This window comes from Rhizobium sp. L51/94 (assembly GCF_019355555.1).
Classification (GTDB): domain Bacteria; phylum Pseudomonadota; class Alphaproteobacteria; order Rhizobiales; family Rhizobiaceae; genus Rhizobium; species Rhizobium rhododendri.
In genome coordinates, this window is the sequence record NZ_CP072141.1 from 554,036 (window position 1) to 570,930 (window position 16,895).

The window sequence follows — 16,895 nt, forward strand, 5'->3', positions numbered from 1 at the left end:
GCAAAGACCGGTCGATAGGGAAGAGCGACAGCCTGTCATCCGTCAAATCGGCGCCTTTAGGGATCCGAATCCCGGTAGCGCGCCCGAAACGCATCCTCGAAGCCACCGATGAACTGATCGAAAAGCCGCGAAAAGGTCTGCATGTCGTCCTCGGACCAATCGGCAACGATATCCCCGATGAGCGCCCGCTTCTGTGCCTGCACCTCTGCAAGAAGCCGCTGGCCGAGCGCGCTCATCACCACGACGATGCGCCTTGCGTCCGCCTGCGACGCCTTGCGGCGCAGGACGCCACGCGTCACCATCTCGGCAACGATGCGGCTGGCCCGCGACGGATCGATCCGCAAGATCTCGGCCACCGCCCCGACTGTCACCTCGCCCCCCGCCTCGGCCCGTCTGATGGCATCGAGCACGTCGAGATGCGAGAGCTCGAGGTCCGGTGCCACGTTCTGGATCGCCAGCCGGCTGATCATCCGGCGTCCGGTCATCAGCCGCATCCGCGTCATCACCTGTCCGATGTGCTGGATATACGCCTCCTGCGCATCCATCGAAACCGGCTCGTCTGTCTTCAAGGTTACTGTCATTCCGCCACGGTAACAGATCATCGCGAAAAGTTGAATATGCAGAATGCATTCAAATGCGCTTGACAGATATATGCTATCAGCACATATAACGGCCATTCTGGATAGGAAGCCCCATGGATATGCACCTGCCGTCTGCGCCCCTTGTGGCGGATCCCCGTCGCCGGCTGATACTTTACCTGTTCCTGATGGTTGCCATGTTCATGGCGATGCTCGACAACCAGATCGTCTCGACGGCACTCCCGACCATCGTCGGCGAATTCGGCCATCTCGAGCGTTTCGGCTGGATCGGCTCTGCCTATCTCCTTTCGCTGAGCGCCGTCATGCCGGTCTACGGCAAGCTGGGCGACCTTTTCGGCCGCAAATACGTGATGATCACCGCGATTGCCATCTTCACCGTTGGCTCCGCCATCTGCGGTCTTGCCGTATCCATGAACACTCTGATTGCCGCCCGCGTTCTGCAGGGGCTCGGCGGCGGCGGTATCCTCGTATCGATCTTCTCGATCAACGCCGACCTGTTCGAGCCTCGGGAGAGAGCCCGCTACCAGAGCTATTCCAGCCTGGTCCTGATGGCATCAGGCGCCATCGGCCCGGTGCTCGGCGGCACGATGAGCGACCTGTTCGGCTGGCGCTCGATCTTTCTCGTCAACATACCGATCGGCTTCATCGTCCTTGCCGGCCTCGTCACCATGCTCCCCTACCGGAAACCCGCCCGCAAGCCGCAGATCGACTATGCCGGCGCCATCGTCCTGGCGATGACGACCACCTGCATCGTGCTTGCCGCTGACGGTACCCAGCTGTTCGGATCGCTGCTGTCCCCGGCAGTTCTCGCTATTATCGCATTCGGCATCGTCTGCGCCATGTCCTGGATCTTCATCGAGCGCCGCGCCCCGGAGCCGATCGTGCCGATGCAGTTGTTCCGCAATCCGACCTTCGGGCTGTTGCTGATCACCTCGCTCACCAGCGGCGCCATCGCCATAGGCATGGTCAACTATTTCGCGCTGTTCCTGCAGACGACCACTGGCCTTTCGCCCTCGGTTGCCGGCCTGTTGTTCATTCTCCTGACCGGCGGCATCGTCTGTGGCTCGCTATCGGCGGGACGGCTTATCTCGGCCACCGGCCGCTACAAGCCCTTCGCCATCGGCAGTGCGGCCTGCAGCATGATTGCCTTTGCGGCCCTGTCGCAAGTCCACGCGGGCACGCCGGTTTACCTGATCGGCGGCCTGATGCTGCTTCATGGCATCGGCATCGGGCTTGCCCAGCAGGTCCCGGTCATCGGCATCCAGAATGCAGCCTCCAGCCGCGATATCGGAGCAGCCACCGGCGCCGTCACGCTCTCGCGCATGGGGGGCGCCTCGATCGCCATCTCCATCTACGGCGCCATCATCGGCTCCCGCCTGCTGCATGTCGGCCTGTCGATCCCCGGCGTCAGCAATATCGAGGAAGTCACACCGAAGATGATGGCGGCCTTGCCGGCTGCCACGCGCGAAGCCGTGGCCGAAGCCTATGCCGCCGCCTTCAACCCGCTGTTCCTGACGGCGTCGGGCATCTGCCTTGTCGGCCTGGTCACCGCACTTTGCCTTAAGAACGTCCAGCTACCGGGCGCAACCATTGCCAAGACGATCGACCCTGCGGCTGCAGCCCACGTCGCGGACTGATAAAGCTGGGCTTCGCGCGTGTCGGGGGCCCTTGCCATCCACCCCTCCCGCCGCTACATCTTTCCTCGCTCTAACGGGGTGCCTTGTGTCCATCCGGACATCTGGCTGAGAGGCTTTCACCGGCCAACCCGCGGAACCTGATCCGGTTAACACCGGCGGAGGGATTAGACGCGCGAAATCAACAGCGCCTATTCTCCGTTTTAACGCGAACCAAGGAGGAGGCGCTTCGATGCCCACCCGATCTCTGACGACATTTATGGCTGGCCTTGTTCTGGCGGCCGGCACGACACTTCTGACCGCTCATGCCAGCCAGGCAGCAGACAAGACACTGACCGTCTATACCTACGAGAGTTTCACCGCCGACTGGGGCCCCGGCCCCAAGGTCAAGGCGGCGTTCGAAAAGACCTGCGGCTGCACCGTCAACTATGTCGCCGTCACCGACGGCGTCGCGCTCCTGTCGCGCCTGAAACTCGAGGGCAAGGACACCAAGGCGGACGTGGTTCTTGGTCTCGACACCAATCTCGTCGACGAAGCCAGGGATACCGGCCTGTTCGAGCCTGCCGGGATCGATACGACGGCCGTGAAGTTGCCGGGCGACTTCAAGGACGACGTCTTCGTTCCCTACGATTACGGTCACTTCGCAGTGGTCTACGACACGCAAGCCATCAAGAACCCGCCCAAAAGCATGAAGGAACTGGTCGAGGGAGACCCGTCGCAAAAGATCGTCATCGAGGATCCGCGCACCTCGACACCGGGCCTGGGCCTGCTGCTTTGGGTCAAGTCGGTCTATGGCGACAAGTCGGCGGAAGCCTGGAAAAAGCTCAAGGGCCGCATCCTGACCGTCACGCCCGGCTGGTCGGAAGCCTATGACCTGTTCACGAAGGGCGAGGCACCGATGGTGCTCTCCTACACGACGTCTCCCGCCTACCACATGATCGCCGACAAGACCGACCGCTACCAGGCGGCATCGTTCTCGGAAGGCCACTACATCCAGATCGAGGTCGCTGGTATGACGAAAACCTCGGCTAACAAGGATCTGGCCCGCGACTTCCTGAAATTCATGATCACACCCGGTTTTCAGGACATTATCCCGACCAACAACTGGATGATGCCGGGCGCCGCCACCTCGGCGCCGCTGCCGGACGCTTTCGGCAAGCTCGTCGTACCCACCAAGACGTTCCTGATGAGCCCGGCCGAAGTCGACAAGAACCGCAAGGCCTGGATCGACGAATGGCTGGCCGCCACCAGCGGCAACTGATCGAGCCCTATGCTGACGACATCCGAGCGCGCAAAGGCACTGACCGGCGGGGCTATCAGCCTCGCCGGCATCCTGCTGTTTGTCGGCCTTGCTGTCGGCGCGCTGCTCGCCGCCGGCATCGAGACGCAAGGTAACGCTCCTCTGCTCGATTCCTATATCCTGCGGGTCCTGCGCTTCACCTTGCTGCAGGCGACGCTCTCGACGGTGTTGGCGGTAGCGCTTGCCATCCCCGTGGCGCGTGCCCTTGCCCGGCAACGGCATTTTCCCGGCCGCCTCTGGCTGATCCGCCTGATGGCGGTGCCGATGGGGCTGCCGGTGCTGATCGGCGCCATGGGGCTTCTTGGCATCTGGGGCCGACAGGGCATCCTCAACGGCGCCCTGCAGACGCTTGGCCTCACACAGCCGGTCAGCATTTATGGGCTTTCCGGCATTCTCATAGCCCATGTGTTTTTCAACCTGCCGCTCGCCGTCAGGCTGATGCTGCCGGGCCTCGAGCGCGTGCCGCCGGAATACTGGTTGATGGCATCCGGCCTTGGCATGCGTCCGGGCGCCGTATTCCGCTTCATCGAGTGGCCTGTGCTACGGGCGCTCATTCCGGGTATCGCTGGCCTCATCTTCATGCTCTGCGCCACCAGCTTTACCCTGGTCCTGATGCTCGGCGGCGGGCCGGCGGCCACGACAATCGAAGTTGCCATCTATCAGGCGCTGCGGTTCGACTTCGACCCCGGCCGTGCCGTTGCATTGGCCTTGCTGCAGGTTGCGATGACCGGCGCCGTGCTTGCCGTGATGGCGCTGCTGCCGGCGCCGGACGATCCGGGCCCCGCAACCGGCAGGGCGCCACGCCGCCTCGACGGGCGGCAGCGTCTGGCACGACTGTCCGACGGCGCGGTCATCGCGACTGTTGCGCTGTTCATCGGCCTGCCGCTGGTGTCCGTCGCAGTGGCCGGCATGGAGGCCAACCTCGGCAGGCTCGCCAGCCAGCCGGTCTTCCTGCAGGCGCTGCTGACCAGCCTTGCCATCGCGCTTTCCGCCGGCCTGCTCGCAGTCATCCTCTCGCTGGCAATCGTGCGAGCCCGCTATGCCATCTCGTCGGTGCGAAAAGGCACGACAGGCCTCCGCGCCTTTTCGGCGACGCTCGGTGCCGCCTCATCGCTTGTCCTCTTGGCGCCGCCGATCGTGCTGGCGACCGGATGGTTCATGGCGCTGCGTCCCTTCGGAGATCCGACGCGGTTTGCGGCCATCCTCATCGTCTGCATCAACATGCTGATGGCGCTACCCTTCGTCATCCGCGTCGTCGAACCGGCCTTTGCCATTCACACGGCCCGCACCGGTCGGCTGGCAGCAAGTCTCGGTCTCACGGGCTTTTCCCGCTTGCGCCACGTAGACTGGCCCGGGCTGCGCAAGCCGCTGTTTACGGCGCTGTCCTTCGCCATGGCGCTGTCGCTTGGCGACCTCGGAGCGGTAGCGCTGTTCGGCTCCGGCAATATCGTCACCCTGCCATGGCTGGTCTATAGCCGGCTCGGCAGCTATCGTACCAACGACGCAGATGGCTATGCGCTGCTGCTGGGCCTGCTTTGCCTCGCATTGACGGTGGCTGGAACCGCAGGCCAGGCATCCAGGGCCGAGAAAGGCGGCAGGCTGTGAACTCTCTTTCCGATCTTGTCCTGTCGGACGTGCGGTTGCGGCTGGGCGGCCACGATTTCCGCTTCGACTGCACCCTTCCCGCCGGCAAGATCATTGCCGTCACCGGCCCGTCGGGCGCTGGCAAATCGACCTTTCTCAATCTGCTGGCCGGCTTCGAGACGCCGGATAGCGGCCGTATCATGCTGAACGGCACCGATGTCACTATGATGAGCCCGGCCGAGCGGCCCGTGTCGCTGGTGTTCCAGGATAACAACCTATTTGCCCATCTCGACCTCTTCACTAATATCGGTCTTGGGCTGAGCCCATCGCTGCGGCTCAGCGCCGACGATCGCCGGCGGATCTCGGATGCTCTCGCACGCGTCAGTCTCAAGGGCTTCGAAAAGCGGATGCCGGGCACTCTGTCCGGCGGCGAACGGCAGCGCGCAGCCTTTGCTCGGGCGCTGATCCGCGACCGGCCGATCCTGCTGCTGGACGAACCTTTTGCATCCCTAGACCCCAGCCTTCGCGCCGGCATGGCCGACCTGCTCAGGGAGTTGCACCGCGAGACCGGCAACACGGTGTTGATCGTCTCCCACGATCCGCGCGAAGTGCGTCAGCTTGCCGACCATGCGGTGTTCATCGATGCCGGCGAAATCCGCCTGGCAGCCCCGATAGATGGCTTTCTCGAGGCACTCGGCCTGCCCGCTTTGCAGCGCTTTTTGCAGATTTGAGGTCATGACCGCGCCGCGGCACGACTTTTGCCGCAATTTCGGTGTTGCACGACAATGTAATCTCGAACCGATGCTTGCCAAAATGCAACGACGCCACAATTAAGCAGAGTCTCGCTATGCAACTAAGGCCTAAATCAGTTAGAGCAGTGGGAGCAGACCATCGACAAATGCGGCGCGAAAGCGCGGATGGATCTAAACCTCGAGCATGTAGGACGACGATCAGCGCGATCTTGCGACCTGCCGACATTAAGACACGACAAGCGGAACTGAAGTCCTGAAGCAGCCCGAGCGCATGGAACGAACGAGGACACGCTTGCGCCCTTCCAGGCTGCGCGGCGCTGCTACGTCGTGCCGGCGCTACGTCCTGCTGCTGGCAGCAGCGACAGTGCTGAATAGCTGCCAGTCGCTGATGGACCAGACGTACCAGCCAAACGTCTCGCCATCGGCCAATCCGCAGATCGTCTCGGAAGTCCAGAAGAACGATCCCCGCGCCCAGATGGGCGCACGCGAGCATCCCCGCATCGTTGCCAGCTATGGCGGCGAATACAAGGATGCAAAGACCGAGCGGCTTGTGGCCCGCATTGCCGGCGCCCTCACCAGCGTCTCGGAAAATCCGCTACAATCCTACCGCATCACCATTCTGAACTCGCCGGCTATTAACGCCTTCGCCCTACCGGGCGGCTACCTATACGTCACCCGTGGCCTGCTGGCGCTCGCAAACGATGCTTCTGAAGTGGCGGCCGTGCTTGCCCACGAGATGGCCCACGTGACCGCCAACCACGGCATCGAGCGGCAGAAGCGCGAAGAGGCCGAGGTCATCGCCAGCCGCGTCGTCGGCGAGGTTCTTTCCAGCGACATCGCCGGCAAGCAGGCATTGGCGCGCGGCAAGCTGCGTCTGGCTGCATTCTCGCGCCAGCAGGAACTGCAGGCCGACGAGATCGGTATTCGCACGCTCGGCCAGGCCGGATACGACCCCTACGCCGCCGCCCGCTTCCTGGATTCGATGGAAGCCTACAGTCGCTACCAGTCGGCAAACTCCGACGCCGACCAGAGCCTCGACTTCCTATCGAGCCATCCAAGCACGCCGCAGCGCATCGATCTGGCGCGCGAACATGCCCGTGAATTCGGCGAGCAGGGCAAGGTCGGCGACACCGGCCGCGACTATTATCTCAACGGTATCGACGGGCTGCTCTATGGCGACAGCCCGGAGGAGGGCTATGTCAGGGGCCAGGTGTTCCTGCACGGCGGCCTCGGAATCCGCTTCGAGGTGCCGCCGGAATTCCGCATCGACAACAAGGTCGAGGCAGTGCTGGCGACCGGCCCCGGCGACATAGCCGTCCGCTTCGACGGCGTCGCCGACACACAGAACCAGTCGCTGACAAACTATATCTCGAGCGGCTGGGTCACCGGCCTCGATCCGGCAACCATCAAGCCGATGGTCGTCAACGGAATGGAAGCGGCAACGGCACGGGCATCGGCCGACCGCTGGGATTTCGACGTGACCGTCATTCGCGACAAGTCGCAGATATTCCGCTTCCTGACCGCAGTGCCCAAGGGCAGCGCAGCACTGGAGCAGACGGCCGATGTCCTTCGCGCCAGCTTCCGCCACATCACGCCGGCAGAAGCCGCATCGCTGAAACCGCTGCGTGTCCGCGTCCTCACCGTCCAGCCGGGCGACAACATCACGACGCTCGCCTCGCGCATGATGGGGACCGACCGCAAGCTTGACCTCTTCAAGCTGATCAATGCGCTCCAGACAGGCTCCTCCGTCTCTCCCGGCGACCGCGTCAAGATCATCGCCGAATAGCGTCGCTGCCGCGCCCGAACGCATCTTGCACGTGCATGATCCTCGCTTGTTCGATGAAATTTCCTCCACCATCGCGCGGTGCGGTTTCCCCTTTCATCGTGCGCATATCGAAATTACCGAAAGCGTCCTGATCGAAGATCAGGAACTCGCTTTGGATAGTATCCGGCAGTTCAAGAGTGCAGGCTTCGGGATTGCCCTCGATGACTTCGGAACCGGCTTCTCCAGCCTCACCCGTCTCGACGCTTTGCCGTCGACAAGCTGAAGATCGATGCCAGTTTCGTAAAGACGATGGACGTCGATGCCGGGAGCCACAAGATCGTGGCGCCCGTTATCAGATCGGGGCATAGCCTCGGCATGGCAGTCGTTGCCGAAGGTGGGGGTAAGATTAGCGTGATGCCCAATGCCATATTGCAGCTGTTCAGGTCGTAGACCGTCAGCGGCCTGGACATCCAACCGCCAAAAAAAACGTTGCGATGCCCGATGAAGGGTGAGTTGCCTTTCAAGCAGTGCCCGAAACGCAGCGTTCCCCATTGCCGTCGGGGCAATGGGGAACGCTTTGGTATTCATATCGCCGAAGAGCCTAAATATCAGACGCCTCTGTTGACTGCGACGGTAGCGACCGGAATTGCCCGAGTGCCGACCGAACCGCCGAACCACGAGGCGACCGCACCGAGCAGCAGGGCGATGAAGGCAAGGATGGCGCCGCTGGACACAACCTTGGTAGCTGTCTGCGCGGCGTCGATAGCCTTCTGCTTGGCTGCTTCCATGTTCGTGCGATACGTTGCTTCGTACTGGGCAACCTGCGCCTTAGCCTGATCGACAGGGATGTTCTGAGCCTTTGCAATCGCATCTGCAGCACGGTTGCGGGCATCGTCAGCCTTTGCCTGGTCGCCGGTGATCACTGCCTGTACGGCGCTGACAGCAGCCGCGCGAAGGGCTTCAGGATCGTTGCCGCCGCTGGCGTTGCGGATCTGCTTCTCGATGTCTGCCATCGGGTTGTTGGCGTTTGCAGTCATTGGAGCGGCAGCCGAGACGGCTGTGCTTGCTGTTTGTCCAACGCCGCCCAGCATGCTGCCGAGACCGCTGAATGCGCCGCCGACCACGGCACCGATCGATGTCGTAAGCAGGTACAGGATGACCAGCGTGGTTACAGCCCATGTTGTCAGGCCATGGAAGGAGCCCGTCGACTTGCTTGGCCGACCGGACAGGCGCCCGGCGACATAAGCACCCACGAATGCCGCGATGAGCCCCGCAACGACGAACCAGATGCCACCGCCGATGGAAAAGGAGCTCGCGGAAGGATTGTCGTATTTGGCAGGGTCAACGACGGCAGCACCGATGCCGACACCGAGGAGGTTGAGAAGGAACTGGACGGCAAGCGCTACGGCGACGCCTGCGAAAATCGCTCCCCAGGAAATCTTGTTGAAAAGGGCAGAGTCGCTCGGGTCTGCAGCGTAGGCGAGTTCGGCGCGGCGGTTGATGCCAACGGGGTCTGTCATGGGTCGAGTCCTGATGTTCGAAAGTTGATTGAGAAAGACCCGCATCCGAGGGCGGTTGTACCCTTTTTGACCTCGGAGGCAATTCTTGTGACTGTGGGGATTTGACGCGCTCCTGCCAGCTTCCACCGTGATCCGGGGTCGGGTGGCAGGGCGCGTCGAAGTTCGGACTATCGTCTTGCGGGCTCCTCGAGCTTGTCTTTGTTGACGCGCGAATGGCCATTTATAAAAGGCGCAGTAACCACGTTTAGGCTGAGTTCAGAGCCCGCAGACTGGATAATCAGAGCTTCTTGTCGAGATAGTCTGATGCCTTTTGAGCACCGTCCTTAACAGCGGCCTTTGCTTCGCCGGCGGCCTGCTGGCCTTCACCCTTGATCTCCTGCAGCTTGCCTTCAGCCTGAAGCTTTTCGCTGCCAACCAGCTTGCCGACGCCCTGCTTGATGTTGCCGATCGCTTCGTTTGCGAGACCGGATGCCTTGTCTGTGGTGCTGCTCATGAGACGCCTCATTTCGTTGACTTTACAGGGCGCAAAACGCAAGTGTCGACATCTTGTTCCGCTAATGTAGAAAATTATATCGAGGATAAGTGAGGGCCGGAATTTGGTGATATAGACGTCGTCAACCAGCGAGTGAGTTCACAAGCCTGCGGGGTAAGCGCGCCCCTCAGTATCGGCGCAGCAACGCAATAGCCGGTACATCGCCCAGAGTCTGAATTTTACTGCAGCAAGATTGCGGATTTTGGCGAGGGCGTTGGGGTCGGCATGTCAACGGCGCTCATGGGAGCCATTGTGCAGTCCCGCGCCTATGTGGTTGCAAATCAAAAGATGGATTTGGTGCAGAGCGACTGACTTAATCAGTTAAAGAAATTGGGGCATCCACTCACCTGAAACGCGTCCGCGTAAATGGCGGTGCGATACGCTGAAAGCAGGCAGCGTATCGGATCGCGTTTCTGTTATGTGCAGAAGCTATCGCGAGAGACGCAAGTATCTTCCAAATCTGAGACCTTCTGCCTTACGCAAATGCCGCCATGTGCGGATCGGCAACAACCAGCGCGCTGCGAAGCTTTTCGATGGCGCGGCTTTCGATCTGGCGAACACGCTCTTTGGAAATGCCGAGATCGGCACCGAGTTCTTCGAGAGTTGCACCATCCTCAGCCAGGCGACGGGCACTGATGATCTTCATCTCGCGTTCGTTCAGATGGGTGAGGGCTGCGGCAAGCCATTTGCGCCGGCGCTCGCCGTCGATCATCGATGTCACCTGCTCGTCCGGCAGCGGCTCGTTACTGACCAGAAAATCCATCCGCTCGGCACTATCGGCATCGCCGGAGATCGACGGGGCCTGCAGAGAGGCATCGTTGCCGGAGAGACGGGCATCCATCACCTGCACATCGTTCAGACTGACGCCGAGAGCAGCAGCAATTTCCTGATGGATGGACTGGACAGTCAGCTGCGTATCGCCCTTGGCGAGCTTGGCGCGCAGCCGACGGAGGTTGAAGAACAGCGCTTTCTGGGCCGAACTCGTGCCGCCGCGAACGATCGACCAGTTGCGCAGGATGTAGTCTTGGATAGAAGCGCGGATCCACCAGCTTGCATAGGTCGAGAAGCGCACTTCCCGCTCAGGCTCGAAGCGGGCAGCGGCTTCCAGCAGGCCCACGTAACCTTCTTGAACGAGGTCGCTCATCGGCAGGCCGAAGTTGCGGAACTTGCCGGCCATGGAGATGACAAGGCGCATATGGGCAGTCGCAATCTTGTTGCGGGCGCCGCGGTCATCATTTTCCTTCCAGCGAAGTGCAAGATCGTGCTCTTCGCTTCGCTCGAGATAGGGAGCCGCCATTGCGATTTTGATCATGCGTCGATCTGCAGACATGGTCGTCATATCATTCTCCCTAATGTCGGCGTCGCGCCGGAAGCAGAAAAAGCAGTGCCTAGTCCGCGCAGACGCTGCGCAGATGACCTTTGGTGTCGGCGATAGGGGTTTTAAATCGGCCCCTGATCTTCAATGTGTTTTCGTCAGGGCTTGTCGGATCGGTGCGGTGGACTATGTACTGTCTGAGAGACATAAAGTCTTGGAATTGAATGCATGATCCGGCCCCAAGTTGGTGGACGCGGCAGGTCCTCTGCCGGAATTACATGCGATTAACGCAATGAAAAAATAAAAGTTCCAAAGAAAAACCCGGCACAAGGGCCGGGTTTTTGAAGAATGCTGCCTATATCATTACGCCGCTTCGTCTTGCGACTCTTCCTCTTCCAGAACCTTGCCTCGCTTCGGTCCCTTGTTGAGGTTGGTCTCGACGACACGAACGGCTTCCGTTTCCGACAGGCGGTTGACGGCAGCAATTTCGCGAGCCATCCGGTCCAGAGCTGCTTCGTAAAGCTGGCGCTCGGAGTAGGACTGCTCCGGCTGGTTCTCGGCGCGATAAAGATCGCGGACGACTTCAGCAATCGAGATCAGGTCGCCGGAATTGATCTTCGCATCATATTCCTGCGCCCGACGCGACCACATGGTACGCTTGACGCGGGCTTTACCCTGCACGACCTTCAAGGCACGTTCGACGAAATCGCTTTCCGACAGCTTGCGCATGCCGATACTCATGGCTTTCGCCACCGGAACCTTCAAACGCATCTTGTCCTTTTCGAAATCAATCACGAAAAGTTCAAGCGTCATGCCAGCCACTTCTTGATCTTCAATCGCGGTGATCGTACCCACACCGTGGGCGGGATAAACGATCGATTCGCCGGTTTTGAAGCCGTGGCGCACTGAAGGTTTCTTCTGTTGGGTCGTCATTCTTATCAAAAACTCCCTGTTATGCACCCGGCGAGCGCCGAGGCCGGGTCAGTCAGGCCCGGATGAGACGGATAACCGTCGGGGTGACTACATGCTGGTCCACCAAAGGCGCAGAAAAACAATCCATTCATCGCGATCCTTGACCCGACAACTCATAATGTTGATATGTCAAGGAAACCGCGTGCGGGATTGTTTGTTTGCTTTCGTGGTGAAAAGAAGCATCAAGATGCCTCAATGGATCAGTAGAGCGACCCTAGCACAAAAATCTGAGGAAATCAATAATTTGCTTTGCAGTGCCGTATTTGCACGCCAATTCGAACGCGCGCCATGATTCGGCGCAACGTTCATTTGAAGGCAGGGATCAGTCGCCAGAACCGGGGTTGGCAGAGAAGTATTTCTCGAACTTGCCGGTCTCGCCATCCATCTGCTTTGCTTCGGCCATCGGCTCCCGCTTGACCGTGATGTTTGGCCACTGGGTCGCGTAATCGGCATTGATTTTCAGCCACTTGTCGAGGCCCGGCTCGGTATCGGGCTTAATGGCTTCAGCCGGACATTCCGGTTCGCAGACGCCGCAATCGATGCACTCGTCGGGATGGATGACCAGGAAATTCTCGCCCTCGTAAAAGCAGTCTACCGGGCAGACTTCAACGCAATCGGTGTATTTGCAACGTACGCAATTGTCGGTCACGACGTAGGTCATGATGAACTCCAGGATTTTTCAAGTTTTCCGGGGACGCACGACCTGGAACGTCGCGCCTTTCCATCGGGTACCGGCAACCTGCCTCGTCCCGGAGGCAAGTAAACCGGCTGTCTCAGCGGGTTGCTCGTCAGGTATCGGCTTTGTCGGCAGATTTCAAGATTAAACAGTCTCTAAATCTCAAGCCTGCCGGCATCGTATTCTATTCGTCGTCCGCCATCAGCCGGTCGATCTCGCGGCGCTGGCGCTTCGTCGGGCGCCCGGCGCCGGGGTCGCGCAGCGCTTGTTCGAACAGGGTCAGCTTCTTCGTTTCATCCGGTGGCGGCGTGATGTCCTCATACAGCAGCTTGGCTTCCTCGAAAGGACCTCGCCTCTCCCCGGGCAGTCTGACAACGAGAACTATGTCCCGTCGTTCCAGCGACAGTTCGATCTTGTCGCCGGGCCTGACGCCATGGCTCGGCTGGATGATGCGCTCGCCATTGATCCGTACGTTGCCCTTAAGCACGTAGGTCTGCGCCAGCGAGCGGGATTTTATCATGCGGGCGAAAAACAGCCACTTGTCGATGCGCTGTCGCGAACCGCTTGAGACCTGTCTTTCGTCCACCATGGCTTACTTCTTCATCTGCTCCTTGAGCGCGGCCAGCTTTGCGAAGGGCGAATCCGGATCCATCGGCTTTTCCTTGCGAGGTGGCTTCGCCTCGAAGCGTGTCGGCTGAGCCGCCGGGCGATTGTTTCGATCGTTGCGCTCTCCACCACGGTCATTGCGCTCATTGCGCTCGCCGCCGCGATGATCGGGACGCTTGCCCTGCTGCTGCGGCGGACGACCGCCGCCGCCGTCCTTGCCACCGCGCGGCCCGCCGCGATTGTCGCGTGCTTCGCGATTGCCTTCGCCCTGCGGCTGGTCGCCGGATGGGCGACGATTGGTGTTTGGCTGCGCATTGGCCTGATCCTGGCCAGCGCGTGGACCCTGTTGACCACGGCGCTCGCCCTGGCGCGGAGCCGGACGCTGGTTGTCGTTGCGGCCACCCAGCCGCCACAGCAATACCGGCTTCGGCGGCTCGGCAGCGACCGCGTCGACTGGAGCGCCTTCGGCCGCAGCTTTTGACGGAGCCACATCGGTAACGGCAGCCTCTGCTGCGCTTTCAGGCGCAACGTCTTTGGCGGCTTCCGGCTCGGCAACAGGAGCATCTTCCGAAACCGCTGCGGACACTTCCGCGACTGTTTCCGCGACGGCCTCTGACTGGGTCGCCACGGCAGCTTCGGCTTCAGCTGTCTCTGGGTGCGGCGTAGAGGATCCGTCGACTGGTGCCAATACGTTTGTCGCAGCGACTGGCGTAGCGTCCTGCTTGCTGAGGTGAATTGCAGCTTCTTCGGCCGGCACGGCATCGGCGCGATAGCCGAGGCCCTTCAGGATCTCTTCCATATCGTCGAGCGTAGCACCAAGAATGGACAGCATCGCCGTCGTCGTTGTGAAGCGCCGGCCATCATAGGCACCGTCCGGACGGGAAGGCTGGCCGGGCTTCCACTGCAGCAGCGGCCGGATAAGATCGGCAAGGCGCTCGAGAATGTCGATGCGCACGGCACGCTTGCCAAGGAAACGGAAGCCGGCGAGCTTGTAGAAGGTGCGCTCATAGGTCGAATCCGTGACCACGGATGTGCGGCCGGCAGCCAGGACCGGGATGAGATCGCCATAGCCCGGCTTGTCGATGCCGTCGTTTTTCAGCGCCCAGAGCAGGGTGATGAGCTCAGCCGGAGCCGGCTTCAGCAATGCTGGAACGAAAATATGATAGGCGCCGAAGCGGATGCCATAGCGGCGCATCGAGGCGCGCGCATCCTGGTCCAGCGACTTCACTTCTTCCGTGACATCGCGGCGGAACAGCACGCCGAGGTTCTCGACGACCTGGAAAGCCAGACCCTTGGCAAGGCCTTGCAGGTCTTCAGCGCGAGAGAGGTCGTCGAGCGGCTTCAGCACCGTCGAAATGTGATGATTGACGAAGCGCTCGATGCGGGCGGCAACATGTTCGCGCGCATGGCCGGTCAGCTGCTCGTCGGCAAGCAGGATGACGCGTGGGCGCATGATATGGTCGCTGCCGGTAAGCCGCGCCACGGGGTCGCCGAGCCAGCGCACCGAACCATCGGAGCCGATCGCCAGATCGCCGTTGCCTGCCGCATGAATGCGGGCAGCGCGCGCCTCGAATTCCAGACCCAGCGCTTTGAGCGACGCGTTCTGCACGGCTTTGGCGTCGGGACCGTCAGTCCCGCCGATAGGAGAGAACCGGAACCCGGTCAACTGCCCGACATGATGCCCTTCGACGAAGACATCTCCATTTACACTGATTTCAGCTTCCAGCATTGCATTCTCTCTCAGGCGCTTCATGAGCACAGATGTCCTGCGATCAACAAAGCGGTTCGTCAACCTTTCATGTAACGCGTCGGACAATCGATCTTCGATTTCCCGCGTCTTTTCTTGCCAGTGTGTCGGATCGGCAAGCCAACCGGGCCGATTCGAAACATAGGTCCAAGTTCTTATCTGCGCGATTCGCGCCGAAAGCGTGTCTATCTCGCCATCGGTCCGGTCGGCGCGCCGGACTTGCTCGGCCATGAAATCCTCGTTCACCGTGCCATGTTGCACGAGATCGGAAAACAGGGACGAAATCAAATCGGCATGTTGGGCCGGTGTGATACGCCGATAATCCGGCAATGCACAGGCTTCCCATAATTTTTCTACATTCGCCCGGCCGACGGCGAGGCGCGCAACCTCCGGATAACCGGTCAGTTGCTCCAAAGCCTGCTGGTCGACGGAAGGCAACGAACGTGTCAGCCCATGGATGCGCGGCGGCGCATCGAGGCTGAGCTTCAGCGCGGCGACGGAGGAAAAGTCGAGATCCTTCGTGCGCCATTGCAACACTTTGACGTTGTCGAACTGGTGGCTCTCGATGCGGCGAACGAGATCGGCATCGAAGGGATCGACCTGGCCGGTAACACCGAACGTCCCGTCGCGCAGATGGCGACCGGCACGGCCGGCAATCTGCCCGAGTTCACCAGGATTGAGATGACGGAACTGGTAGCCATCGAATTTCCTGTCCTGGGCAAACGCGACGTGATCGACATCAAGATTGAGGCCCATGCCGATGGCATCGGTAGCGACGAGGTATTCGACATCGCCGTTCTGGTAAAGCTCGACCTGGGCATTGCGCGTGCGTGGGCTTAGGGCACCGAGGACCACGGCCGCCCCGCCGCGCTGGCGACGGATCAGTTCGGCAATGGCGTAGACCTCATCCGCTGAAAACGCGACGATGGCGCTACGCTGCGGCAGCCGGGTAATCTTCTTCTGGCCGGCATAGGCAAGATGGGAAAGCCTTGGCCGCTCGACAACGGTAATTCCCGGCAACAGATGCTCCAGGATCGGCCGCATGGTGCCCGCGCCGAGAAGCAATGTCTCGTCGCGGCCGCGCAGATGCAGGATACGATCAGTGAAGATATGACCGCGCTCGAGATCGCCGGCGAGTTGCACCTCGTCGATGGCAACGAAAGAGGCCCGCGTCTCGCGCGGCATCGCCTCGACAGTGCAGACGGAGTAACAGGCGTTAGGCGGGGCGATCTTTTCTTCGCCGGTAAACAGCGCAACGTTCTTGATACCGACTTTCTCGACAAGCCGCGTGTAGACCTCGCGCGCCAGAAGCCGCAGCGGAAGGCCGATCATGCCATTGCCGTGCGCGACCATGCGCTCGATGGCGTAATGGGTCTTGCCGGTATTTGTCGGTCCGAGCACCGCGGTTACACCGCGACCGCTCAAAATCATGGGCTGCGAAGTCAGGGTCATTGGTCCATGCGAAGATGAGGCGCAGCAGCCTTCAGGGTCAGGAACGCTTGTTGTAAGCTTCCCCACAGATGACCAGCCTAGGTGGCAAAGGCAAGGCCCGGAAGGCAAAACAATTTTTTAGACACCCGGATAATACTGGTCATTTGCCACAGACGGGAAGCAAAGTGGCCTCGGACGACCTGCGGGAGCGGTTTGGAACGCCCCCGGAACAAAGAGGCTACGAATCGCTGACTCGCCCGGATTCATGATCCGTTCACGCCTAGATATCGTCACTACGCCGGCCAAAAGCACCAGATGATGAATCGTCGTCGGCGCCGACGTGACAGCATCTTCAGGGCGAGAGCAGCATCCAGCCATGAAAAACCGCTGAGCCGGCTATAAAATCTCCCCAATAAGCCATTGTCCCAAATAATCGAGATAGTTGGCGGGAACAACTTTATG

14 protein-coding genes and 1 riboswitch are annotated in these 16,895 nt (G+C 60.8%); of the genes, 6 read left to right on the forward strand and 8 right to left on the reverse strand.

What is annotated here, in order from left to right:
• Positions 1 to 56: 56 nt before the first annotated feature.
• A complete protein-coding gene (locus J5274_RS02745) occupies positions 57 to 581 on the reverse strand; it encodes a MarR family winged helix-turn-helix transcriptional regulator (protein ID WP_374113728.1) in 525 nt (174 codons plus the stop codon).
• Positions 582 to 694: 113 nt separating this feature from the next.
• Between J5274_RS02745 and J5274_RS02750 the strand changes: the two genes are divergently transcribed.
• The 6 genes from J5274_RS02750 (at position 695) to J5274_RS02775 (ending at position 7,917) form a co-directional block, all read left to right on the forward strand.
• Positions 695 to 2,236, forward strand: a complete 1,542-nt coding sequence (locus J5274_RS02750; protein WP_142824614.1) for an MDR family MFS transporter — start codon at positions 695 to 697, stop codon at positions 2,234 to 2,236.
• Positions 2,237 to 2,300: 64 nt separating this feature from the next.
• A riboswitch (TPP riboswitch) is annotated at positions 2,301 to 2,417 on the forward strand.
• A gap of 48 nt (positions 2,418 to 2,465) precedes the next feature.
• Positions 2,466 to 3,494 (forward strand): thiamine ABC transporter substrate binding subunit, encoded by a 1,029-nt coding sequence (gene thiB, locus J5274_RS02755; protein ID WP_142824613.1) that lies wholly within the window; start codon positions 2,466 to 2,468, stop codon positions 3,492 to 3,494.
• A gap of 9 nt (positions 3,495 to 3,503) precedes the next feature.
• Positions 3,504 to 5,138 (forward strand): thiamine/thiamine pyrophosphate ABC transporter permease ThiP, encoded by a 1,635-nt coding sequence (gene thiP, locus J5274_RS02760; protein WP_142824612.1) that lies wholly within the window; start codon positions 3,504 to 3,506, stop codon positions 5,136 to 5,138.
• Positions 5,135 to 5,848, forward strand: a complete 714-nt coding sequence (locus J5274_RS02765) for an ATP-binding cassette domain-containing protein (RefSeq protein ID WP_142824611.1) — start codon at positions 5,135 to 5,137, stop codon at positions 5,846 to 5,848. Before thiP ends, J5274_RS02765 begins: the two co-directional genes overlap by 4 nt.
• 292 nt (positions 5,849 to 6,140) lie before the next feature.
• A complete protein-coding gene (locus J5274_RS02770; protein ID WP_142824610.1) occupies positions 6,141 to 7,655 on the forward strand; it encodes a M48 family metalloprotease in 1,515 nt (504 codons plus the stop codon).
• Positions 7,594 to 7,917 (forward strand): EAL domain-containing protein, encoded by a 324-nt coding sequence (locus tag J5274_RS02775; RefSeq protein ID WP_142824609.1) that lies wholly within the window; start codon positions 7,594 to 7,596, stop codon positions 7,915 to 7,917. Before J5274_RS02770 ends, J5274_RS02775 begins: the two co-directional genes overlap by 62 nt.
• A 325-nt stretch (positions 7,918 to 8,242) precedes the next feature.
• On the opposite strand, the gene J5274_RS02780 is transcribed toward J5274_RS02775, so the two are convergent.
• The 7 genes from J5274_RS02780 to J5274_RS02810 form a co-directional block, all read right to left on the reverse strand.
• Positions 8,243 to 9,154: a PhnA-like protein gene (locus J5274_RS02780; protein ID WP_219274746.1), complete on the reverse strand. Its 912-nt coding sequence runs from the start codon at positions 9,152 to 9,154 to the stop codon at positions 8,243 to 8,245.
• A 277-nt stretch (positions 9,155 to 9,431) separates the two neighbouring features.
• Positions 9,432 to 9,647 carry a CsbD family protein gene (locus J5274_RS02785; RefSeq protein ID WP_142828771.1) on the reverse strand — a complete coding sequence of 72 codons (216 nt, stop codon included), beginning with the start codon at positions 9,645 to 9,647 and terminating at the stop codon, positions 9,432 to 9,434.
• Between the two features lie 514 nt (positions 9,648 to 10,161).
• On the reverse strand, positions 10,162 to 11,025 hold the full coding sequence (locus J5274_RS02790; RefSeq protein ID WP_111219530.1) for an RNA polymerase factor sigma-32: 864 nt from the start codon (positions 11,023 to 11,025) through the stop codon (positions 10,162 to 10,164).
• A gap of 339 nt (positions 11,026 to 11,364) precedes the next feature.
• Positions 11,365 to 11,934, reverse strand: coding sequence for a CarD family transcriptional regulator (locus J5274_RS02795; RefSeq protein WP_111219528.1), 570 nt, complete (start codon positions 11,932 to 11,934; stop codon positions 11,365 to 11,367).
• Positions 11,935 to 12,295: 361 nt separating this feature from the next.
• The gene (fdxA, locus tag J5274_RS02800) at positions 12,296 to 12,634 is read right to left on the reverse strand and encodes a ferredoxin FdxA (RefSeq protein ID WP_111219526.1); all 339 of its coding nucleotides are present in this window, start codon (positions 12,632 to 12,634) and stop codon (positions 12,296 to 12,298) included.
• A gap of 199 nt (positions 12,635 to 12,833) precedes the next feature.
• A complete protein-coding gene (locus J5274_RS02805) occupies positions 12,834 to 13,238 on the reverse strand; it encodes an RNA-binding S4 domain-containing protein (RefSeq protein ID WP_142824605.1) in 405 nt (134 codons plus the stop codon).
• Between the two features lie 3 nt (positions 13,239 to 13,241).
• A complete protein-coding gene (locus J5274_RS02810) occupies positions 13,242 to 16,454 on the reverse strand; it encodes a helicase-related protein (RefSeq protein ID WP_142828769.1) in 3,213 nt (1,070 codons plus the stop codon).
• Positions 16,455 to 16,895: the final 441 nt, after the last annotated feature.